The following is a 20900-nucleotide window of genomic DNA, read 5'->3' as shown; positions in this document are numbered from 1 at the left end:
GAGCGAGTTCTGCCGCGTAACCCGGGGTTCGGCGAGCTGGCGGGCCCACGGCGCAGCCGACCGGGCGGCAGGAGCGGACCGGAGGGAGCGGAGGGAGCGGAGGGGAAGGAGCCGAACGGTTCGGGTCGCGCGAGCGCGCCGGGGCGGAGAGGCTGCGGGGACAGCCGAACCGACCGACGAGAGGCGGACCCGTGGACGCACGTGCACTCCTGGAAGACCTGTACGGACGCATCGGACCGACGGCGACCCGCGCCGTGGACGGGCTCGACGACGACGCCCTCACGGCGCGCCTCGACCCCGAGGCCAACACGATCGCGTGGCTCGCGTGGCACCTCGCGCGTGGGCAGGACTCCCAGGTCGCGGCCGCCGTCGGGCGCGACGAGGTGTGGACGCGCGACGGCTGGGCCCGGCGGTTCGACCTCCCGTTCGACGACGACGCCTCGGGCTACGGGCAGTCTGCCGAGGAGGTCGGGCAGGTCCGCGCGGACGGCGATCAGCTGCTCGGGTACGTGCACGCCGTCCAGGTCGAGTCGCACGACGTGCTCGCGTCCCTCGCCGACGGCGACCTCGACCGCGTCGTCGACGACGCGTGGGACCCCCCGGTGACGCTCGGCGTCCGGCTCGTGAGCGTCGCCGTCGACGCGCTCGAGCACGCCGGTCAGGCCGCCTACGTCCGGGGCGTGCTGGAGCGCACGGGCCGGGCCTGACGGCTCAGGGACGCTGCTCGAGCTCGTCCTCGATGACGGCCTCGAGCTCCGCGACGCTCGGCAGCGCCGCCCGAGTGTCGCCGGGCAGGCCCTGGAGGTCCGCGACAGCGACGGGTGCGTTGGTGCTGCCCAGCGAGTAGCGCACCACCGGACCGCTCCGCCCCGTGCACAGCAGGATCCCGACGGTCGGGGCGTGGATCGCAGGCTTGCGGTACAGGTCGTCGACGATCGCGACGTACGTGCCGAGCTGACCCATGTGCGCGGGCTCGAACTTCCCCATCTTGAGCTCGACGACCACGTAACGCAGCTGCTCGACGTGGAAGAACATGAGGTCGACGTAGAACTCGTCGACCGCGTCGCTCGCGTCGTCCGGGACGGTGAGGCGCACCTGGCGACCGACGAACGTCATGCCTCGGCCGAGCTCGAGCATCGTGTCCTGGAGCCGGTCCATGAGCGCCTGCTCGACGTCGCGCTCGGCGCGCGTCGTCACGAGGCCCAGATGCTCGAAGACGTACGGGTCCTTGACCAGCGCCTGGGCGAGCTCGGAGTCAGCCGGGTCGAGCGACTCGGCGAAGTTGCTCGGAGCCGCCCCCAGAGCCCTGCGGTAGCCGGCGCTGATCTGGAACTCGAGGACCTTGCGAGTCCATCCGTTCTCCGCGCACACCGCGGCGTACCAGTCGCGCTCCTCACGCGTCGTGAGCCGGTCGAGCAGCACATGGACATGGGTCCACGGCAATCGTCCAGCAACGTGCTGGACGAATTCGTCCACGGTCGGCTAGGTCTCCGCCGCCCTGCGCATGTACAGCAGATTCGACCGCGACCAACCGCGCTGATCGGGGAACGCGCGCTGCAGGTCGGCCGCGAGCCGCGTCACGACCTTGCTGCCCCATCCCGCTCTCCGCTGCCGGTCGAGGATGTCCCGACCGATCGACCAGTACAGCCGCAGCACCTCGGTGTTGGCCGCGCGCGCCGCACGGAACTGAGTGTTGCGCACCCGTGACTTGAGGTCGGCCAGCAGCTCGTGGTACCCGTTCGGCTCGGACTCGCCCTGCAGTGACGTCATCGCCCATCCCCCTCGATCCGCGACGCCCGCCACGGGCGTCGCGCCCGAACGTAGGGCGTCGCTGCTCTGGGCTGTCAAGGGGTCAGGTCAGTCCTGTGGATGCGGGAGCAGGCCGAGCGACGTCGCCACCGCTGCGAGCGCCTCCGCCAGTGCCCGACGGCGCGTGGCGGACAGCGCGGCGAGCATCTCCTCGTCGACGGCGGCGCCGCGCCGGGTCGCTTCGGCGTACACCTCGGCGCCGGCTGGCGTGAGGCGGATGCCGAAGCGTCGCCGGTCCGACGGGTCCGAGACACGATCGACGGCGCCGAGCCGCTCGAGGTCGTCGACGGCTGCGACGACGGCGCTCGGTGCGACGCCGAGCAGGTGGCTGAGCTGCTGCTGGGTGCGTCCGGGCGAGGCGGCGGACGCGGCGAGAAGCGCGTAGTGGCGGGGGCGGATGCCCAGGTCGGCGATCGCGTCCGCGAACCGCGCGGCGGTCGCCTGTCCCACCTTGGTCAGCAGGTACCCGGTGGGCGGCAGGTCCCGAACCGGCTCGCGAGGGGCAGCGCTGGACGACGACATCCTCGCATCTTACGCTTGCAGAATGATTCAGAACCAGAACGATCTTGAGACCGCCGAGCCGGCGCAAGGGCGCCACCGCCTGTTCGCCGTCACGTGGCTGCTCACGATCGTGAGCGCGGCAGTGAGCACCGGATTCTCCGTCGCGGCCCTCGTCGAGACCGCGGGCACCGGCCCCTCCGGCGCGCCGGACGAGCTCGCGATGTACGCCGCGAGCCGCAGCATCGCGCTGCTGCTCGCCGCCGTCGGGATCGGGTTCCTGCGCTCGCAACGCGCGCTCGTCGTCGTGACGCTCGCGATGACCGTGGTCCAGGCGCTCGACGCCGTGATCGGCGCGCTCGCCGGCGACCCGCTGACGACCTGGGGGCCCGCAGCGACCGCACTCGCGACCCTCGTCGCCGCGGTCCTGCTGGTCCGCGAGCGGCCCGTTCCTGCGCCCACGCTCACGCAGTAGCCTCCACCCGGGTGCCGCGCCGCCCCAGCACGAACGGCGCGGCACCCGTGCTCCCCTCAGACCGTTCGGACGGCTTCCGACACGTCTGCGGGGGCCTCCCCTCGCGAGAGGTCTGTCCCTGGCACGTGCGCCAGGAGGATCTCGGTGAGTGCCGACTCGAGCACCGACGGCAGCCCGAGCGCCTGGAGGTGCGACAGCCGCACCGTGAGCGGGCGGTCCGTCGTGAGCACCCGGTGGGCGCGCTCCTTGTCGTCGTAGGCGATGCGCGCGCGGTCGAGCGCGGCGAACACGCGACCCGGGACGTCGTTCGGCGCGAGGCGCGGATCGGGCCCGACCTCGACCGCGAGCCGCGACGTCGGCGCCACGCCCTCGACCGTGACGCTCAGCCCGCGCTCGTCGCGGACGACCGACGCCTCGACCGGCGCGTCGTCGACCGTGACGACCGGGACCTGGTCCCCGTCCACCGCAAGGAACGTCAGGGTCCAGCACCGCGCCGCGGGCACCACCCGCGCGTCCCCTGCCACGGGCCCGACGACGACGCGCCCCTCTCCCTGCTCCAGCAGGATCGGGGTCCGCGCCTCGGGCACGACGTCGCTCCCGCCGTCGGTCACGAGGCCGCTCCCGCCGTCGGGCGCACCGGGCACCTCGCCCGCGTACGCGCCCTGTGCCTCGCCTCCGCGAAGCGGTGACGGTACCGCGAGCGCCGACTCGTCGTCCTCGACGAGCTCGAACGACCCGTCCGCGCCGACGACGACGAGCACCTCGACGTGCTCGGGCAGCGCGACGCCGTTGCCGGGGACCGCGGCGCCGTCGAGCGGCACGAGCGACCCGGACCGCGCGAGGACGGGGATGGCCGACAGGTCGCGGTGCAGCCAGGTCTCCCGGCCACCGTCGTAGACGAGGCCGTCCAGGACGTCGACCCACGTCCCCTCGGGGAGCCAGGCGCGCACGCGGCCGACCCCGGCCTCGCGGTCGGCGGGCGACGTGATCGGCGCGACGACGAGCTGCGACCCGAAGAGGTACTGGTTGCGCGCGTCGTAGGCCTCGGGCTGCTCGGGCCACTCGTGGTAGAGCGGCTGCACGAGCGGGACGCCGTCGCGTGCGGCGCGGTGGTTCATCGTGTGCAGGTAGGGCAGCAGCCGGTGCCGCAGGCGTAGCGCGGCGACCTGGGCGTCGCGCGCCTCGGCGCCGAACGTCCACGGTTCCTTGCGCGTGAACGGGTTGCCCGCGGAGTGCAGGCGCAGGATCGGGGAGAAGACGCCGTGCTGGACCCAGCGCGTCGCGAGCTCGTCGTCCTTGACACCGTGCATGTGGCCGCCGACGTCGTGGCTCCACCAGCCGTACCCGATGTTGCTCGCCGTCGCGGTGAACCACGGCTGGAAGTCGAGCGACTTCCACGAGATGACCGAGTCGCCCGAGAAGCCGACGGGGTAGCGGTGGCTGCCCGGCCCGGCGTACCGGGAGAACGTCAGGGGCCGGGTGGCCCTGCCAGCGGCCGCGCGCGCGGCCGGTGACGCGTTGTCGAGGTAGTGCACGTGGTTGAGCACCCACAGCGGGTCGACGCCCGGGACGCGCGAGACGCCGCCCTGCTGCCAGTCGACCCACCAGAAGTCGACGCCGTCGCGCTCGAGCCCGCGGTGCAGGATCTCGGTGTACGCGCGCAGGAAGTCGCGGTCGGTCGCGTCGAACGCGACCGGGTCGCCCTGCTCGACGTCCCGGCCGAGCGCCGCCGCCATCGCGGGGTAGGCGTCCTCGAACGCGCGCACGCCGTCCGCGGGGTGCACGTTGAGCGTGACGCGCAGGCCGTCGTCGTGCAGGGACCGCAGGAACGCGGCCGGGTCGGGGAACAGGTCGCGGTTCCACGAGTACCCGGTCCAGCCGCTGCCGTGGCGCGGGTCGACGTCGGTGAGGTGCCAGTCCATGTCGAGCACCGCGACGGACAGCGGGACGCCCTCGCGCCGGAAGCGGTGCAGCAGCTCGGCGTAGGAGTCGGCGGAGTAGCGGTGGAAGCGGCTCCACCACGTGCCGAGCGCGTAGCGCGGCAGGAGCGGCTGCGGTCCGGACACGGCGTAGAACGCGCGCAGCGCGGCACGGTAGTCGTGCCCGTACGCGAACACGTACAGGTCCTGGCGCGAGCCGTCGCGCGGGGCGACCCAGCCGTCGTCGTCGAGGACGAGGCTCGCCGAGTCGTCGATCACCGCCCAGCCGTCGCGCGACACGACGCCCGGGTCGAGGGGCACCGCGCCGTCGGCCTCGTCGAGCGTGCGGGCCGTCCCGCCGAGGTTGCCCGGGCCGTTGCCCACCGTGTCCTGCGGGCCCTCGCCCACCCCGATGCCACGCCGCCCGTAGCGCCACACCCCGTGGTACGCCGAGTGCGCGCCGCGCACCTCGACGCTCAGGCCGCTCGCCGTGAACGGGCCGCCGTCGTAGTGCAGGCGGAGCCGGTCGGTGACGAGCTCGATGCCGTTCTCCGTCTCCGAGACCCGGAAGTCCGGGACGGGCTGGTCGCGGTGCAGCGCGAAGGCCGACGCGCGGTCCTCGAACACCCCGTCCTCGGCGCGCTCCAGCCGCACGAGGCCGTCGGCGAGCACCGTGATCCGGTAGCCGTCCCCCTGCACGACGGCGGCGGGCCGGGCCACGGGGCTCGTCGGGATGCGGGGCGGGAAGCCGGGGGCGGTCGTCATCGGTGTGGTTCCTGTTCGCATGGTTCCGGTCGGGTGGTTCTGGTGGTTCCGTCAGCTGCCGAACCCTGGGTTACGCGGCATTCAGGGGCGTGAGCACCACGCAACCCGGGGTTCGGCAGCGGCTGTGGGCGCTACGACACCGAGCAGGCCCTCCCGTGCACGGTCACGAGCTCGGGGGCCGCGACGCGGGACCAGGCCTCGTGGGTCGTGCCGAGCACCACGATCGTGGTGCTGCGCCCGGAGGGCAGCGTCTGCTCGGGACCCGGCGTCGACCACGGGGTCACGGCGACGCGCGTGCCGTCCTGGGCGACCGTCGCCCCGATCCCGCCCGACGCCGCGTCGCCGGGTCGCGCGTACCAGGCGAGGCCTTCCGCGCCGTCGGCAGCACCTGCACCGCCGAGGGCGAGCGGTGCGTCGCCCGTGTTCGTGAGCCGGACGGTCGTGAGCGTCGTGGTGCCGAGCGTCACGGTGCGGACCTGCGCGGCGCACACCTGCGGTGCGGCGGCGAGGACGCCGTGGTTGCCGCCCTCGTCGACCACGGTCCCCCAGAACTGGGTCGGACCGTCGGGCTGAGCGGCGACCCCCGAGGCCCGGACGTCGTGCAGGCGCACCTGGCCACCGACGCGCACCGCGATCGCGTACGACCCCGTGCGCTCGACCGTCACGTCGTCGAGCCGCAGGTCGTCGACCGGGTGCCCGCCGCTGACGAGCACGCCCTCGTAGGTCGGGTCGAGGACGTCGACGTCGCGCAGCACCACGGGCGTGGTGATGCGGCTCGTGTCGGCGAACACCCACACCCCGCCGAACGACGTGTTCCAGTTGGGCTCCCAGCCGCCCGTGCGGATCAGCGTCGAGTCCTCGACCGTCGTGGTCCCCGAGAACGGGACCGGGTTGAACCGCGTGCTCACGGCGACGCCCGCCGCGGCGGTGAGGGTGTCGCGGACCAGCAGGCCCGAGACGCGGTTGGAGTCGCCGCCGTAGACGGCCGCGCCGTTGCCCAGCAGCGGCACCTCGACCGTGCTGCGCACGAACGACGACCGCGTCACCGCGCCGCCCGCGGACCACATGGCCATCGCGTCGTCGCCGGTGTTGCGCACGAGCGCGTGCTCGACGCGCGTGTCGGACACCCGGCCGTGCAGGTGGATGCCGTCGGCGAACGTGTCGCGCACGCGCAGGCCGAGGGCGTACAGACCGTCCGTGCCGGCGTCGGCCCACAGCCCCACCTTGGTGTGGCTCGCCCACACGTTCTGCAGGAGCGAGCCCTGGCCGAAGCTGCCCTCGAGCGCGGCGTCGAACGCGGCGTCGTCGCGGTGGCGCACATCGCCGTCGACCATGAGGTCGGCGATCGTCACGCCCGAGCCCTGCGCGTAGAACCCACCCTTGCCGGCGCGGCCCGCGACCACCGAGTGCCAGGGCCCGGCACCGCGGATGCTCACGTCGTGCACGCGCACGCGGTCGGTCAGCGTGAAGCGGCCCGGCGGCACCCACACGCCCGTACCGGCCTCGCGCGCCGCGGCGACGGCCGAGGCGAAGGCCGCGGTGTCGTCGGTCCCGCCCGCCGAGCCGGCCGCGTCCGAGGTGTCGACGGTCGCGCCGTGGTCGCGCACGTCGACGTACCCGGCGGGCGCGGCATAGGGCTCCGGCGCGACCTCGGTCTCCACGAGGTCGACCGTGTACGGGAGGTCCGCGGAGGCCGCGTCGCGCACGAGGCGCAGCGTCGTGCCCGCGGGCAGCTCGCGCGGCAGGAGGACGCGCGCGTCGTCGAAGAACCGCTGCTTGCCGCCCTGGGCCGGGTCGTTGCCGTACGGGTAGCCGCCGTACACGTGGGAGTAGACGCTCGACAGCTCCACGTCCGCGACCTTCTCCCTCCCGGCGTACACGCCGAGCGAGCCCTGCTGGCCGGCGCCGTCCGCGGTGTCCGGGATCGACGCCCGGACGACGAGCGCGTTCGCCGGACGCTCGAGCGTCCACGCGACGTCCTCACCGCGCGCGTCGAGCGTCACGGCCTGGCGCCCCGACGCCTCCGCCGCGACCGTGCGGAACTCGCGGCTCGGGGCGAGCACTTCACCCGACGTGCGGGCGTGCTCGGCCTCGTACGCCGTGAGGGGCGACGTCGCGCCGCGAGCCGCCATCGCAGCGCCGCGCTGCAGCATCACGCGGTCGACCTCCAGGCCCGACGGCGCGCCGTCCGCCGCGTCGTCGGGCGTGGCTCCGCCGGTGGTTCCGGCTGCGGCGTCGGTCTGCCCGTCCTCCGGCACCGTGCGGCGCAGCTCGACGCTGCCGAGGCCTGCGCGCAGCGGGAGGGTCACGGCGACGTCGGTCCAGCGTGCGCCCGGGACGAGCGCGAGGCGGCCCTGCGGGAGCCCGTCGACCAGCACGACGACGTCCTGCGCCTCGCCGGTCGTGTTGCGGTAGCGCACGGTGACGGCCTGGTCGCCCGCGCGTGTCGCGGCCACCGCGACGGAGAGCCGCGCGCGCGGCGCGGCGAGATCCACGGCGCCGACGGCTCCCTCGACGGCTCCGGCACCGACCACGCCTGGCGCGTCGGCGCCGGACGCCTGCGTCGCGTCCCCGACGACGACCGCGCCGTTCGCCGTGAACGCGTCCTCGGCCTCGTACCGCTCGCCCGCGCGGGGCGTCGTCGGGCGCAGGACGGTCGCGACGTCGTCGTACCGGGTGTCCGGGCCGGCGCCGGGCTCCTCGCCCGGCGGGGTCGGTCCCCCGCCGGGTGTCGTGAGGTCGCCGACGGTGGTCAGGGCGATCGCGTCGAGGTTGACGTTGCCCGTGTCGTCGGCGTCGAACCGGTACGTGACCTCCTGCTCGCCCGCGGCGAGCGACACGACCTCCTGGTGCACGAACCACGTGCTCCACGACGCGCCGACCGCCGACGGCAGGGTGACCTGTCGGTCCTCGACCGCGGGGCCGTCGTCGGGCACGGTCCCGGCCGTGACCTGGGTGACCTGCGTGACCTGGGACAACGTCATGTCCGAGCCGAGGCCGTTCGCGTACCGCAGGTTGAGGCCGTACTCCCCCGCCTCGGGCACGTCGAGCGTGAACGTCACGCTCGCGGTGCCGGTGTGGTCGATGACGAAGCCGTCGACAAACCCGGTCCCCGAGTGCCCGAGGTGGTTGTCGTTGACACCGGCCCCGCCGGCGAGGACGGCGTCCTCGGCCTCGAGCTCGATCGGGAGCCCACCGGCGCCCGGTGCCGCCGACGCAGGAACGGCGACCAGGCTCCCGAGGAAGGAGCCGGCGACCAGCGCGGCGACCAGGACGGTGTTCTGGGCAGATGTGCGGGCGGGGTGTGGTGCAGAGCAAGCGGAACGGCGCACGACGATCTCCTTCGATCGCGGGACGGAAGAGGGTGCGGGAGCCCGCGAACACGGGATCTGCCACCGGATCAGGGCGCATCCGGTGGCAGATCCCGTGCTCGACGGTGCGGGATCCCGTGTTCGGCGGTGCGGGTGTCGCGCGAGGTCAGCCGTTCGCGTCGAGGAGCGCCTGGGCCTGGGTCTGGGCGTCGGCGAGCAGGGCGTCGATGTCGGCGTTCTCGTCCGTGAGGACGGCCTGCACGACGGGGTCGAGCAGCGCGTAGACCTCCTGCGTCGAGCGTGCGGGCTCCGGCACGACCGGCTGCTCGAAGATGTTGTCGGTGTACGAGCTCATCTGGTCGACCGGGATGTTGACGTACTCCTCGACCCAGGACCGCGACTCCTCGTACGTCGCCTGGTCGAACACCGGCAGCTCCGGCGCTCCGACGGGCTGGTCGTTCGCGACGGCCGTCTCGGCGTCGAGGCGCGCGACCTCCTCGTTCGTGAGCTTCTCCATGTAGAAGTAGTCGATCCACTCGACCGCGGCGGCCTGCTCCTCGGCGGTCGCCTTCGCGTTCACCGCGGCGAGGGTGCCGCCGCCGAGGACGCCGCCGTCGTCGACGAGCGGGACGACCGTGAGGCCGTAGTCGTCGGGGTTCATCGCGTTCTGCGTGAAGAGGTTGCCGTAGTTGCCGCCGCCCGAGACGTACATGCCGACCTGGCCGGAGGCGAAGTCCTGGTTGATCGTGCCCCAGTCGTAGAGGAAGTTCGCACCCATCGAGTTGTCCTCCCACCGCATCGCGTGGAGGAGGTCGAGCACCTCGGCGACCTCGGGGGTGTCGATCGTCGCGGTCGCGGTCTCGCCGTCGAACTCCTGGATCGAGCCGCCGAACGCGTTGGTGAGCGTCGTGAGGATCCAGCCGCCGGTGTTGCCCGACGTCATCGTCGCGTAGCCCGCGACGCCCGTGGCGTCGGCGATGGTCTTCGCGGCCTCGCGGACCTCGTCCCACGTGGTCGGCGGCTGGTCGGGGTCGAGCCCGGCCTGCTCGAAGAGCGTGCGGTTGTAGTGCAGCCCCTGGCTGTAGGCGGAGATGGGGATCGCCCACATGTTCCCGTCGGCGTCCTGGCCGGCCTGCGCGACGTTCGGGTTGAACTCCGCGGCGTACGGCAGCTCCTCGACGAGCGCGCTGATGTCCGCGATCTGCTCGCGCTCGATGAGGCCGCGACCGTCCGTGAACGGCAGCGTGAACACGTCGGGCAGCGTGCCGCCGGCGAGCTCCGTCGCGAACGTCGTGCCCTCCCACGTGTACTCGCGCGCCTCGACGGTGATGTCGGGGTGGTCGGCCTCGAACTGCTCGACGCGCTCGTCGAACTTGGCGCGCGCGGCGTCGTCGAGGCCGGCGTCGATCGAGACCTCGATCGCGACGCTGCCGTCGCTGGTCGCGTCGTCGCCCGACCCTCCGGAGCTGCACGCGGCCAGGGTGAGGACCAGGGCACCGGTGAGTGCGAACGCACTCGCCGTGGTTGCTGACTTCATCGTCTCTCCTCGCTGAGGACTACCCGCGGACCATGATGGCCCGCGGGGTGCTGTGCGGTGGACGCGCCGCCCCTCGACCTCTCCGGAGCAACGGTGCCCGACGGTCGTCCCCAGGGGGTTTAGCGCTATACGTTTAACGTTAAAGCCCCGTAGCATCGACGTCAAGCAGTCGATCATCACGAGTTGGTCACGGCATGCCACCGGTCACGCGCGGCGCCCGCTCGCTACGATCCGCGAGGTCGCCGACCACCAGCACGCCCGACGAAGGAGTCCCCCGAACCTCATGGCACGCGTCACGCTCAAGGACATCGCGCGCGAGGCCGGCGTCTCCGTCATGACGGTCTCGAACGTCGTCAACGGCAACCTCGGCCGCGTGTCGCCCGCCACGGCGCGCGAGGTCGAGCGGATCGTCGCCGAGCGCGGGTACGTGCCCAACGGCGCTGCCCAGAGCCTCGCCGCCCGGCGGACCCGCCTCGTCGGCCTGCTGCTGCCCGACCGGTCGGACGGCGGGTCGCTGCTCGGCAGCCCGCACGACGTCGCGGTCGCCGGCGCGGTGGAGGCCCGCCTGCGCGAGCGCGACCACCACCTCATGCTCCGCGGCGTCGCCGACCACCGCGACGTCCTCGACTCCGTGCGCCGGTGGGCGCTCGACGGGATCGTCGTCATGGGTTTCACCGACGACGAGCTCGCGACGCTCGACCTGCCGGCGGGCACGCCAGCGGTCGTCGTGGACACGTACGTCGACGCGCCGGGAGCCGCGACCGTTCGGGCCGACGACTTCGAGGGCGGCCGGCTCGCGGGCGAGCACCTGCGCGCGCTCGGGCACCGGCACGTCGTGCTGTGCGGCCCGGTCGCGTCGGCCAGCCAGGTCGTGCGCGAGCGCGTCGCGGGCTTCCGGGCGGCGCTCGGGGTGGGGTCGGACGACGACGGCGCGCGCCCCGCGGACCGCGTGACCCTTGACCTCGTGCCGGCCAACACCACGTACGACGACGGCCTCGCGGCCGGGAATCGGATCGCGGCCGAGCTCCCTGGGGCGACCGCGGTCTTCGCGACGGCCGACGTCCTCGCCGCAGGGATCGCGCGCGGCCTCGCCGGGGCGGGGGTCCGCGTGCCCGACGACGTGTCCGTCGTCGGCTTCGACGACGCCGAGATCGCGCGGTACGTCGACCCGGCGCTCACGACGATCGCGCAGGACACGGTCCGCAAGGGACGGACCGCGGCCGACCTCCTGCTCGCCGTGATCGACGGCGAGCGTCCCCGCGCCGGCGCGTCGAACGGTCGTGAGCGCCCGGGGGACGAACGTGTCGATGGCGCACGTCCCAGCAGGGAGCACGACGCCGGCGAACCCGCCGGGCGCGAACGAGGCACGGTCGAACGCATCGACGTCCGGCTCGTCGAGCGTGCCTCGACGTCGGCCAGACGCGCTGACGCGACCCCCGACCAGCGCCGCACCGCCCCGACCGCGTAAGGACCGCCACCGTCCGGCCCGTGCCGACCGGGCGTTCGCAGCCTTCGTCGACGAGGTCGACGCATGGTGGCCGGTCGCAGGCTCCACGACGGCCTGCTGGCGGCACCGCAAGGATCCGGCGCACCACGACATTCGACAGGTATGACTGCCGAGCAACATCCGGATGCCACGCTGCCGGCGATCGGCAGGCCGGGCGTCCGACCTGCAGCCCGCCTGCTCACCGCTGCGGCGCTCGTCCCGGCGCTCGCGGCGTGCCTCCCAGTGGTCAACGAGACGTGCGTCTCGTGGGTCGACCTCTCCGACGAGGCGGCCCGGCTCGAGGCGTCGGGCCTCGTCGTCGACGCGGACGTGCTCGGACGCGACGGGACGCGCGGGATGCTCGGCGTGGACGCGCACGTGTGGGAGGTCGAGGTCGTCGACGTCGTCCAGGACCCTGCGGGAACGGCGAGCCCCGGCGACCGGCTGACGGTCGCGTCCACACCGCAGACGTGCAGCGGCGACGACGCCTACCCCGACGGCAACCCGCTCGACGTCGACCGGCCGGTCCGCCTCTACCTCACGGACGACCACCAGCTCCCGGACGAGGGCGAGGGCTGGTCGCTGATCACCCCGTTCGACGGGGTGTCGCCCGCGCCGTGACCCGCGGCCGGTCGCCGTCTCGCTACGCCGTCGCGCGCACGACGACGACGGACGGGAAGGTCCGGCCATCGCGCCGCCGCCCGAGGAGGTCGGCCGTCGCGGCAGCGGCGATCTGCTCGACGGGATGCGTCGCGGTCGTGAGCGCGACGCCGAGCTCGCGGGCGAGCGGGTAGTCGTCGAACCCGGTGACGGCTACGTCGTCGGGCACCCGGACGCCGTCCTCCGCGAGCGCCCGCACGGCGCCGAACGCGAGCAGGTCGCTCATGGCGACGACGGCGTCCGTCGTGGGCCAGCGCAGACGTGCCCGGCGCACGGCTCCCGCGCCGGCGGACGCCGTGAGGTCGGCCGCGACGACCCGCCGGGGCAGCCCTGCGTCGTCCATCGTGGCCGCGTACGCGGCGACGGCGCGGCGGGTGCCGGGGAGCCAGCGCGGGCCGGAGAGCATGAGGACGTCGCGACGGCCGCTCGCGACGACGTGCTCGACGAGCGCGGCGATCCCGGCGGCCGCGTCGACGTCGTAGGACGGCACGCGGCCGTCCGCCGGGCCGATCGCGGCGACACGCGGCACGAGCTCCGCCGGGACGACCGCCAGCACGTCGGCCGAGTAGTCGACGAGCAGCACGCCGCCGACGCCCGGGTCGCGGGCGAGGCGCTCGAGCTCGGCCCGGGGGTCGCGGCCGAGCCAGCGCAGCGCGACGCCGACGCCCTCGGTGTCCGCGGTACGGCTCGCGGCCGCGACGACGCGCGCGACGTACGGGTCGGCGAGCAGCTCCGACGACGGCGACCCGACGGCGACGACGACACGCTCGCCCTGACCGCTCGCGAGCGAGCGCGCACCCGGGTGCGGGACGTACTTGAGCCGCTCGACGGCGTCGAGCACGGCCTGGCGGGCCCGGCCGGAGACGGGACCGTTGCCGCGCAGGACACGGGACGCCGTCGAGCGGGACACGCGCGCGGCGGCGGCGACGTCCTCGAGGGTCGTCTGCGACGTCGACATAGGGGACTCCTCGGCCCGGTCGGCAGTGACGGGCGGCACCCGCAGGACCACGCTAACGCTTACCGGGCAGTCGTGGAAGCGTTCCCACGCTGGGCGGGTTCCGGTGCGCGCGCGGCGGGGAGTCAGCTCACGACGACGTCGCCCGGGTCGTGCAGCTCCGTCCACCGCTCGCGGTCGAGGGCCGAGGGCCCGGCCGGCGCGAGGACGGGCGGGGCGAGCACGTCCGCGGCGGCGAGCGGGCCGAGGTCCAGGCCGGTGAGCACCTCGACGTCGGCGACCGGCACCTGGAAGGTCCGGAACGGGCCGAGGGGCGGGACGTCACCGGCCGCGAGCGCCCGCGCGTCGGCGGCGCGCAGGTCGATCTCGCCGAGCTGCGGCGTCTGGTCGAGCACGAAGGCCGCCGCTGCGAGGATCGGCGTGTCCGCCGGGCCGTCCGCCCACGCCGCGATCTTCCAGAACAACCGCGGGATCGCGATGCCGCGGTAGACCGGGTCCTCCGCGGCGAGGACGGGGCCGGTGAGCACGACGAGCCGCTGCCGCAGAGCCTCCGCGTGGTCGAGCACGTGGTCCTCGAGCCCGTTCCACAGCTCCTTCGACTGGTTGAACTGCGCGGCCTGCGGCGCCGCGTTGGGGTAGGCGAACGTCTCGGCGTTCGCGCGCCGCGCCACGTCCTCGTCGCCCCACACGGGGTCGCGGCGTCGCACGAGGTGGCCGCGGTCGAGGTCGTTGTCCGCGTAGAGCTCCGGCCCTGCCTGCTCGGACGCGGGCACGCGCGGGTCGAGGTGCCAGTCGTCGTCGCGCGGAAGGTCGAGCAGCCGGGCGCCGTCGACGTCGACCACCGTGGCCGCCGCGAGGCGGCGCGCGGGGTCGAGCTGCACGGTGAAGTGCGTGGAGGGCAGCTCGCGCAGCGGGCGGACGGCCCGGGGCAGGGGCACGCGGACGACGAGGAAGTCGGGGTCGTGGCCGAGGCTCACGGGGCGAGCCAACCACACGGGCGTCCGGGTGGCAGCCTGTGGGTGGACGGGGGTAGGAACGACCCATGCCGACGACGCCTGACCGGAGCCAGACTGCTCGCACCTCCGACGACACGGCCGGGGGCGGCTGGTGGATCTGCCGCACGTGTGCGGTCGAGCACGCAACCCGCCCCGATGTCTGCGCGATCTGCGCGGACGAGCGTCAGTGGATGCCCGCGACGGGGCAGGCATGGACCACCCTCGCGGAGCTCGCCGCCGAGGGCGAGCAGGTCGAGATCGCCGAGCTCGAGCCCGGCCTCCTGGGCCTGTCGAACCGGCCCCCGGTGGGGATCGGCCAGCAGTCCAAGCTCGTGCAGACCCCCGCGGGCAACCTCCTGTGGGACCCGCTCGGCTTCGTGGACGACGACACGGCGGCCGCGGTCCTCGCGCTCGGCCCGGTCGTCGCGATCGCCGCGAGCCACCCGCACATGTATGGCGTCCAGGTCGAGTGGAGCCGCCGGCTCGGCGGCGTCCCGGTGCTCGTCGCCGAGGCCGACGCCGGCTGGGTCGCCCGCCCGGACCCCGTGATCGAGACGTGGTCCGGCGAGCGCGAGGTGCTGCCGGGCGTCGTGCTGTCGCAGCCGGGCGGCCACTTCCCCGGGAGCGCCGTCGTGCACTGGGCCGACGGCGCCGACGGGCGCGGCGTCCTGCTGAGCGGGGACACGGTCATGGCGAACCCCGACCGCGTGTCGGTGAGCTTCATGCGGTCCTACCCCAACCGCATCCCGCTGTCGGGAGCCGTCGCCAAGCGGGTCGCCGAGCACGTCGCACGCCGACCCTTCGAGCGGCTCTACAACAACTTCGACGGGGTCGTCCCGGCGGACGCGCGCGAGGTCGTGCTGCGCTCGGCCGAGCGCCACGCGGCCTGGGTGCGCGGCGACTTCGACCACCTCACCTGACGGTCGGACTGCCGGGGGGTCGGTGCCGTCTCGCGTGGCCGCGTCACGACCCCGCGAGTCAGCAGCCGCGTCACGACCCCACGAGGAGCGTGATCCCGATCGTCGCCATGACGACGGCGATCCCGCCGTCGAGCACGCGCCACGCCATGGGCCGCGCGAAGACCGGGGCGAGCAGCCGCGCCCCGAACCCGAGCGCCGTGAACCAGACGAGGCTCGCGACGGCGGCGCCCGCGCCGAAGACCCAGCGGACGGCGTCGGGCCCCAGAGTCTCTCCACCCCCGGAGTGCGCGGCCGCGTAGCCCGCCGCGAGCGTGCCGAGCAGGAGCACGGTGTCGAGGTAGACGTGCGGGTTGAGCCACGTGAGGGCGAGCGACGTGCCGACCGCGGACCGCGCCGTCGTCGCCCCACCCTCCGACGCGGGGTCGAGCCCACCCGGCCGCAGCGCGCGTCGGGCCGCGAGCGCCGCGAGCGTGAGGAGGAAGAGGCCACCCGCCCAGCGCACGCCGGTGAGCAGCGCGGGCGCACCGGTGACGACCGCGCCGAGGCCGGCTGTCCCGGCAGCGATGAGCACGAGGTCGGAGATCGCGCACACCGCCACCACGGGCAGGACGTGCTCGCGGCGCAGGCCCTGGCGCAGCACGAACGCGTTCTGCGCGCCGATCGCGACGATGAGCGAGAGCCCGGTGCCGAGTCCGGCGACGAGCGGAGGGGCGATTGCGAGGACGGTCACGACACCGACGGTAGGTGCGTGAATCTCGTTCAGTACAGCGAAAGATTCTGTCACTCCGTAAGATCTGCTCATGGTCGACCTCCAGCCGGACCAGCTCCGCGCGCTCGAGGCGATCGCCGCGACGGGCACGTTCGACGCCGCCGCGCGCGAGCTCGGCGTCACGCCCTCCGCGGTGAGCCAGCGCATGCGGGCGCTCGAGTCGGCGGTCGGGCAGGTGCTCGTGCGTCGAGGTCGCCCGGCCGAGCTCACGCCACCGGGGCAGGTGCTCGTGCGGCACGCGCGGCACCTCGCGCTCCAACAGGCGGACGTCCTGGCCGAGCTGGGGATCGCCGGACCCGCAGGCACCTGGCCCGCCGCGCCCGACGGCGACATCCCGGACCCGCTCCCGGAGATCACCCTCGTCGTCTCGGGCGACGCGCTCACCACCTGGGCCCTCCCGGCGCTCGTCGAGGCGTCCGCGTGGGCCCGGCTCGAGGTGCTCCGCGAGGACGAGGAGCACTCGATCGGGCTCCTGCGCGACGGCACGGCCGTCGCCGCGGTGTCGTCGGTCGCCGAGGCCGTCCCGGGGTGCCGCTCGACGCTGCTCGGCCGCATGCGGTACCGCCCGATGGCGAGCCCACGGTTCGTCGCGCGCTGGTTCCCCGACGACGCCACGCGCGAGGCGCTCGCCGTCGCGCCCGTGCTCGCGTTCGACCGCAAGGACGACCTGCAGGAGCGCTACCTGCGGGCCCGGCTCGGCGACGGCGCGGCCGGCCCGCCGCGCCACTACGTCCCCGCGTCGCACGAGTTCCTGCGCGCGATCGAGCACGGCATGGGCTGGGGCATGCTCCCGGACGTGCAGAGCGCGGCGGGCGAGCACGCCGGGCGGCTCGTCGGGTTCGACGACGCGAGCGCCGTTCACGTGCCGCAGCACTGGCAGCAGTGGCGGCTGCACTCGTCCTCGCTCGACCGTCTCGCCGCAGCGATCGCCCGGGCTGCGCGCGCCGCCCTCACCTGACCGACGAGCCCCCTTTCTGGGGCCTGACCGCGCGCCGCGCCCGCGCCACCCGGCGCCGAACACGCCCTGAAGGTCGTCTACCCGCGCACAACGTCCGTCAGATCGTGCTCGACCGCGCGCCAGGTCGTGCTCGACCGCGCGCCAGGTCGCGTTCGACGCCGACGGTCGACCCGAGCGTGCTCCGTCGACCCACGACCGGCGACGGCCCGGCCCTCGGCGCAGACTGGCAGCGGAGCGGACAGCGGCAGAGGAGCGGACGGAGGCCTCATGACCACGACCACGCGGCACGTCGCCTGGACCGGCTGGGACGACGACCCGGACCGGCTCGAGGCGGCGACCCTCACGTTGCACGAGAACCGGCTCGACGCGCTCGGCACGTCGCGCGCCACGGGCCACGTCACGGCGTGGGCCCTGACCACCGGTCCCGGCTGGGTCACCCAGCGGCTGGAGATCTCGGTGCACGGGGTCGGGTGGTCGCGCCACCTGGCCCTGACCCGGTCGCCCGACGGTGCGTGGCAGGCAGACGTGCAGGCATCCGGTAGCGCCCCCGACGGCCTCGCCTCACCGGGGATCGCGGAACCGGGCGCGCTCGACGGCGCCGTCGACTGCGACATCGCGCTGTGCCCGGTGACGAACACGATGCCGATCCTGCGGCTCGGGCTCCTCGGGGACGACGCCCCGCCGCGCGAGACCCCCTTCGTCATGGCATGGGTCGACGTCCCGTCGCTCCAGGTGCTGCGCAGCGACCAGCTCTACGTCGCGCGCTCCCCGCTCGACCCGGCGTCCGGCCGCGGGGTCGTGACCTACACGAGCGCCACCCGTGACTTCACGGCCGACCTCACGGTCGACGCCGACGGGATCGTCGTCGACTACCCGCAGCTCGCGCGGAGACTCTGAGCCGCGGCCGGTCGACGGTCGAGGCGCAGTCCGCGATCACGGCACAGTCCGCGAACAAGGCTCAATCCGCGGTCAATGCTCAGTCCGCGATCGAGGCTCAGTCGGCCGGAGGCCGCCGCATCCGCTTCACGCCCGAACGGCGCTTCTTCGCGTCGATGCGTCGTTCGACCGATCCGCGGGTCGGTCGCGTCGCGCGACGGCGCGGCCCGGACGGCGCGAGCGCGTCGGCGACGAGCGCGGCGAGCCGGACGCGGGCAGCGTCCCGGTTCCGCAGCTGGGCGCGATGCTCCGACGCCGCCACGGTGAGCACTCCCCCGGCCATCCGGCGCCCGAGGCGCTCCTCGATCCGCGCGCGCTGCGCGGCGGAGAGCACCGCCGAGCCCGCGACGTCCCACGACAGCTCGACGCGCGAGTCCGCGGTGTTGACGCCCTGCCCGCCCGGACCCGACGAGCGGGAGAAGCGCCACGACAGCTCCGCCTCCGGGACGACCAGGGCGGACGTCACGCGCAGACCGGGGCGGGCGTCGTCGGGCACGGGACCATCATGCCGGGCCCGGGCTCCTGCGCCGCCGGAGCCCACCGTCCGACAGGGGGATCCCGATCTGTCAGGTGAAGCCCAGCGACCCGAGGAACCCCTGCGCGAGCGCCTCCCCACGCGGGGAGTCCGGCACCCAGAAGAGGAGGTTGTAACCGGGGCCGCCCTCCTCGCGCAGCGCGACCTGGACCTGGACGGCCTGCGCGCCGTCTGAGGAGAAGGGCTGGCGCTCGACGAGGACGTAGTCCGCGCCGGCGACGTCGACCGTCTCGACGGTCGCGTCCCAGGTCCTCGCCGCCTCGTCCACGTAGGCAACGTCGGGGACCTCCCACGTGGTGTACCCGGTGGCGAAGGACACCTCGAGCATCGCGGGCTCGACCACGCCGAGTGCGTCCTCCTCCCCGCCGACCCATCTCTGGTACCTCGGGCCGCTCCGCGCGGGATCCGGGTCCGGCGTCCACGACGGCGGCATCGCGTACGTCAGCCCGGCGAGCTCCTGCGGCTCCCAGCCGTCCGGGATGCCGGGCACGACACCCTCCACGCGCGGCAGACCGCCGGTGAGGACTTCCCCCGAGGGTGTCGGGGCGAGCGACGTCGCGGTCGGGGTGGCCGCCGGCCCGGGGAGCGGCGCACCGTCGAGCCGGTCGGTGACCGAGGGCACGAGCACGACGGCCGCGACGACGACGGCCGCGATCGCCCCACCGGCCGCCAGGCGGCGTGAACGCACGATCCGCACGGCACGGCGGGCCATCGCGTCCGGGTCGAGCTCCGGCACGTCGACCGTCTCGACGACGTCGTGCAGACGGTCGAGGAACGGGTCGGTGCGGGTCATGACGATCCCCTCTCGGTGGCGGGCACACCTGCGGTCGACGCGGTGGACGTGGGCGAGGCTGCGCGCGGATCGACGGCGCCCCGGTCGCCCTGACCGTCCCGGCCTCCCGAGCCGCCGTCCGGCTCCCCGAGCAGGACCCGCAGCCGGGCGAGCCCGCGCGACGCCTGGGACTTGACGGTCCCCACCGGAACTCCCAGGGTCTGCGCGGTCTCGGCCTCCCCGAGATCGAGGAGGAAGCGCAGCACCACGACGCGCCGCTGCTTCACCGGGAGCTCCGCGAGCGCCCGGACGACCCGGTCGCGCTCCCCGGCCTGCGCATCGGGAGCAGGCGCGACACGTGCGGAGGAGGGCGTGGGATGGCCGGCGTCGGTGAGGCTCACGAGGTCCTGCGGGTCGACCGCGCGCTCACGACGGGTCCGCCGCCACGTGTCGACGCGCAGGTTCACCAGGACGGTGCGCGAGTACGCGAGCGGCGAGCCGTCGCGCACCCTGCCCCACGAGCGGTAGGTCCGCTCGAACGTCTGCTGCACGAGGTCCTGCGCCCGGTGCGGGTCCCCGCAGAGCACGTAGGCGACGCGGTAGAGGGTGGCGGAGTGCTCGCGGACGAACGCCGTGAACTCGCCGCGGTACGTCGCGCGTCCGCCACCTGCGACGACGACCACCTCTGGCCCGTCGCCGCTCACCCGGGCGCCCCGGCTCTGGCTCTCATGACGACGTAGACGCAGCGGGGGGCCGTGAGGTTCCGTCCGCCACGGATCAGCTCGACGGCGGACCGAGCGCCTCGTCGATCTCGGCGACGCGCGCTGCGACGAGGTCGCGCACGACGTCGTCCGGGAGCGGATGGTCCGCGCTGAACCGGATCGTGCCCTTGGCGTGCGACCAGCCCTCGAGCCGCGGGACGACGGCGGCCACGGCGGCCGGGCTGAACGGGTACACCGCGAGGTGCTTCGCCGCGCGCACCGCGCTGAGCAGCGGCCTGCCGCGGTAGGTCAGGGCGGGCATGCCGTACCCGGTGCCCTCCTGGGCGTCGGGCGCGACCTCGCGGGCGACGGCGACGACGTGCGCGAGGGCTCCGCGCTCCGGGGCGGCGAGGTCGGCCAGGTAGTCGGTGACGGTCCCCATCCGTCCATGCTCGCGCGCCGTCCGCCGGTCCGCGCGTCGAGCGCGGAAGGCTCGCACGGCGCCCGACCTGCGAGATCACACCGTGTCCCGCTTGACCTCAACCGTGGTCGAGGTCCTAGCGTGGCAGGACACCGACGGAAGGAACCTGAGGAACCATGCCTGTCTACACGCTGCCCGAGCTGTCCTACGACTACGGTGCGCTGGAGCCGCACATCTCCGGGCGCATCATGGAGCTGCACCACTCCAAGCACCACCAGGCCTACGTCACCGGCGCCAACACCGCCCTCGAGAAGCTCGCCGAGGCCCGCGAGACCGGCGACTTCGCCGCGATCAACCTCCACGAGAAGAACCTCGCGTTCAACCTCGGCGGCCACGTCAACCACTCCGCCTTCTGGACCAACCTCTCCCCCGAGGGCGGCGGCGAGCCCACCGGCGAGATCGGCGCCGCGATCGACGA

General features: G+C 74.3%; 20 protein-coding genes and 1 pseudogene. 8 read left to right on the top strand and 13 right to left on the bottom strand.

Annotation, left to right across the window (positions count from 1 at the left end):
* The first annotated feature begins 191 nt into the window (after nucleotides 1–191).
* Nucleotides 192–707 carry a mycothiol transferase gene (locus AC4H2G_RS19675; RefSeq protein ID WP_494367428.1) on the top strand — a complete coding sequence of 172 codons (516 nt, stop codon included), beginning with the start codon at nucleotides 192–194 and terminating at the stop codon, nucleotides 705–707.
* Between the two features lie 4 nt (nucleotides 708–711).
* Here the strand turns inward: AC4H2G_RS19675 and AC4H2G_RS19670 are convergent, their stop codons facing one another.
* The 3 genes and pseudogenes from AC4H2G_RS19670 to AC4H2G_RS19660 form a co-directional block, all read right to left on the bottom strand.
* Nucleotides 712–1236, bottom strand: a complete 525-nt coding sequence (locus AC4H2G_RS19670; RefSeq protein WP_494367565.1) for a PDDEXK nuclease domain-containing protein — start codon at nucleotides 1234–1236, stop codon at nucleotides 712–714.
* A gap of 90 nt (nucleotides 1237–1326) precedes the next feature.
* Nucleotides 1327–1770: pseudogene (locus tag AC4H2G_RS19665) on the bottom strand (DUF1016 N-terminal domain-containing protein); the annotation flags it as partial.
* Nucleotides 1771–1857: 87 nt separating this feature from the next.
* Nucleotides 1858–2331, bottom strand: a complete 474-nt coding sequence (locus AC4H2G_RS19660; protein WP_494367427.1) for a MarR family winged helix-turn-helix transcriptional regulator — start codon at nucleotides 2329–2331, stop codon at nucleotides 1858–1860.
* Nucleotides 2332–2353: 22 nt separating this feature from the next.
* Here AC4H2G_RS19660 and AC4H2G_RS19655 point away from each other — a divergent pair, with 22 nt between their 5' ends.
* The gene (locus AC4H2G_RS19655; protein WP_494367426.1) at nucleotides 2354–2782 is read left to right on the top strand and encodes a hypothetical protein; all 429 of its coding nucleotides are present in this window, start codon (nucleotides 2354–2356) and stop codon (nucleotides 2780–2782) included.
* 56 nt (nucleotides 2783–2838) lie between these two features.
* Here the strand turns inward: AC4H2G_RS19655 and AC4H2G_RS19650 are convergent, their stop codons facing one another.
* The 3 genes from AC4H2G_RS19650 to AC4H2G_RS19640 form a co-directional block, all read right to left on the bottom strand.
* Entirely contained in the window at nucleotides 2839–5466 is a 2628-nt protein-coding gene (locus tag AC4H2G_RS19650) for a glycoside hydrolase family 31 protein (RefSeq protein WP_494367425.1), read from the bottom strand.
* A 131-nt stretch (nucleotides 5467–5597) separates the two neighbouring features.
* Entirely contained in the window at nucleotides 5598–8798 is a 3201-nt protein-coding gene (locus AC4H2G_RS19645; protein WP_494367424.1) for a hypothetical protein, read from the bottom strand.
* A 145-nt stretch (nucleotides 8799–8943) separates the two neighbouring features.
* The gene (locus AC4H2G_RS19640; RefSeq protein WP_494367423.1) at nucleotides 8944–10314 is read right to left on the bottom strand and encodes an ABC transporter substrate-binding protein; all 1371 of its coding nucleotides are present in this window, start codon (nucleotides 10312–10314) and stop codon (nucleotides 8944–8946) included.
* Between the two features lie 283 nt (nucleotides 10315–10597).
* Between AC4H2G_RS19640 and AC4H2G_RS19635 the strand changes: the two genes are divergently transcribed.
* Nucleotides 10598–11782, top strand: coding sequence for a LacI family DNA-binding transcriptional regulator (locus AC4H2G_RS19635; RefSeq protein WP_494367422.1), 1185 nt, complete (start codon nucleotides 10598–10600; stop codon nucleotides 11780–11782).
* Nucleotides 11783–11923: 141 nt separating this feature from the next.
* Complete coding sequence (locus AC4H2G_RS19630) at nucleotides 11924–12421, top strand: hypothetical protein (protein ID WP_494367421.1); 498 nt, start codon at nucleotides 11924–11926, stop codon at nucleotides 12419–12421.
* A 22-nt stretch (nucleotides 12422–12443) separates the two neighbouring features.
* Here the strand turns inward: AC4H2G_RS19630 and AC4H2G_RS19625 are convergent, their stop codons facing one another.
* Nucleotides 12444–13418: a LacI family DNA-binding transcriptional regulator gene (locus AC4H2G_RS19625; RefSeq protein WP_494367420.1), complete on the bottom strand. Its 975-nt coding sequence runs from the start codon at nucleotides 13416–13418 to the stop codon at nucleotides 12444–12446.
* 122 nt (nucleotides 13419–13540) lie between these two features.
* Nucleotides 13541–14392 (bottom strand): DNA/RNA non-specific endonuclease, encoded by an 852-nt coding sequence (locus tag AC4H2G_RS19620; protein WP_494367419.1) that lies wholly within the window; start codon nucleotides 14390–14392, stop codon nucleotides 13541–13543.
* Nucleotides 14393–14601: 209 nt separating this feature from the next.
* On the opposite strand from AC4H2G_RS19620, the gene AC4H2G_RS19615 reads away from it, so the two are divergent.
* Complete coding sequence (locus AC4H2G_RS19615; RefSeq protein ID WP_494367418.1) at nucleotides 14602–15330, top strand: MBL fold metallo-hydrolase; 729 nt, start codon at nucleotides 14602–14604, stop codon at nucleotides 15328–15330.
* A 70-nt stretch (nucleotides 15331–15400) separates the two neighbouring features.
* On the opposite strand, the gene AC4H2G_RS19610 is transcribed toward AC4H2G_RS19615, so the two are convergent.
* Nucleotides 15401–16060, bottom strand: a complete 660-nt coding sequence (locus tag AC4H2G_RS19610) for a LysE/ArgO family amino acid transporter (RefSeq protein ID WP_494367417.1) — start codon at nucleotides 16058–16060, stop codon at nucleotides 15401–15403.
* Between the two features lie 70 nt (nucleotides 16061–16130).
* Here AC4H2G_RS19610 and AC4H2G_RS19605 point away from each other — a divergent pair, with 70 nt between their 5' ends.
* Together AC4H2G_RS19605 and AC4H2G_RS19600 are read left to right on the top strand one after the other, a co-directional pair.
* Nucleotides 16131–17057 (top strand): ArgP/LysG family DNA-binding transcriptional regulator, encoded by a 927-nt coding sequence (locus tag AC4H2G_RS19605; protein WP_494367416.1) that lies wholly within the window; start codon nucleotides 16131–16133, stop codon nucleotides 17055–17057.
* A gap of 267 nt (nucleotides 17058–17324) precedes the next feature.
* Entirely contained in the window at nucleotides 17325–17954 is a 630-nt protein-coding gene (locus tag AC4H2G_RS19600) for a putative glycolipid-binding domain-containing protein (RefSeq protein WP_494367415.1), read from the top strand.
* A gap of 97 nt (nucleotides 17955–18051) precedes the next feature.
* Here AC4H2G_RS19600 and arfB read toward each other — a convergent pair whose 3' ends face one another.
* From arfB to AC4H2G_RS19580, 4 genes are all read right to left on the bottom strand, one after another.
* Nucleotides 18052–18489: an alternative ribosome rescue aminoacyl-tRNA hydrolase ArfB gene (gene arfB, locus AC4H2G_RS19595; protein WP_494367414.1), complete on the bottom strand. Its 438-nt coding sequence runs from the start codon at nucleotides 18487–18489 to the stop codon at nucleotides 18052–18054.
* 70 nt (nucleotides 18490–18559) lie between these two features.
* A complete protein-coding gene (locus AC4H2G_RS19590; protein WP_494367413.1) occupies nucleotides 18560–19321 on the bottom strand; it encodes a hypothetical protein in 762 nt (253 codons plus the stop codon).
* A complete protein-coding gene (locus tag AC4H2G_RS19585) occupies nucleotides 19318–20004 on the bottom strand; it encodes a SigE family RNA polymerase sigma factor (protein ID WP_494367412.1) in 687 nt (228 codons plus the stop codon). The genes AC4H2G_RS19590 and AC4H2G_RS19585 overlap by 4 nt, the downstream gene beginning before the upstream one ends.
* 73 nt (nucleotides 20005–20077) lie before the next feature.
* Nucleotides 20078–20443, bottom strand: a complete 366-nt coding sequence (locus AC4H2G_RS19580) for an iron chaperone (RefSeq protein WP_494367411.1) — start codon at nucleotides 20441–20443, stop codon at nucleotides 20078–20080.
* A 155-nt stretch (nucleotides 20444–20598) separates the two neighbouring features.
* Between AC4H2G_RS19580 and AC4H2G_RS19575 the strand changes: the two genes are divergently transcribed.
* The coding region (locus AC4H2G_RS19575) for a superoxide dismutase (protein ID WP_494367410.1) at nucleotides 20599–20900 on the top strand (302 nt) is incomplete at its 3' end.

The organism is Cellulosimicrobium sp. BMG9.23 (genome assembly GCF_059159985.1).
Note: the sequence above shows the minus strand (reverse complement) of the source record. Positions and strands in the feature narration are given on the sequence as shown.

Excerpts from the sequence above, each read along its gene's own strand:
- AC4H2G_RS19660 (WP_494367427.1), bottom strand. The coding sequence starts at position 2,331 with ATGTCGTCGTCCAGCGCTGCCCCTCGCGAGCCGGTTCGGGACCTGCCG.
- AC4H2G_RS19655 (WP_494367426.1), top strand. The coding sequence starts at position 2,354 with ATGATTCAGAACCAGAACGATCTTGAGACCGCCGAGCCGGCGCAAGGG.
- AC4H2G_RS19650 (WP_494367425.1), bottom strand. The coding sequence starts at position 5,466 with ATGACGACCGCCCCCGGCTTCCCGCCCCGCATCCCGACGAGCCCCGTG.
- AC4H2G_RS19640 (WP_494367423.1), bottom strand. The coding sequence starts at position 10,314 with ATGAAGTCAGCAACCACGGCGAGTGCGTTCGCACTCACCGGTGCCCTG.
- AC4H2G_RS19635 (WP_494367422.1), top strand. The coding sequence starts at position 10,598 with ATGGCACGCGTCACGCTCAAGGACATCGCGCGCGAGGCCGGCGTCTCC.
- AC4H2G_RS19630 (WP_494367421.1), top strand. The coding sequence starts at position 11,924 with ATGACTGCCGAGCAACATCCGGATGCCACGCTGCCGGCGATCGGCAGG.
- AC4H2G_RS19625 (WP_494367420.1), bottom strand. The coding sequence starts at position 13,418 with ATGTCGACGTCGCAGACGACCCTCGAGGACGTCGCCGCCGCCGCGCGC.
- AC4H2G_RS19615 (WP_494367418.1), top strand. The coding sequence starts at position 14,602 with ATGCCCGCGACGGGGCAGGCATGGACCACCCTCGCGGAGCTCGCCGCC.
- AC4H2G_RS19605 (WP_494367416.1), top strand. The coding sequence starts at position 16,131 with ATGGTCGACCTCCAGCCGGACCAGCTCCGCGCGCTCGAGGCGATCGCC.
- AC4H2G_RS19600 (WP_494367415.1), top strand. The coding sequence starts at position 17,325 with ATGACCACGACCACGCGGCACGTCGCCTGGACCGGCTGGGACGACGAC.
- AC4H2G_RS19590 (WP_494367413.1), bottom strand. The coding sequence starts at position 19,321 with ATGACCCGCACCGACCCGTTCCTCGACCGTCTGCACGACGTCGTCGAG.
- AC4H2G_RS19580 (WP_494367411.1), bottom strand. The coding sequence starts at position 20,443 with ATGGGGACCGTCACCGACTACCTGGCCGACCTCGCCGCCCCGGAGCGC.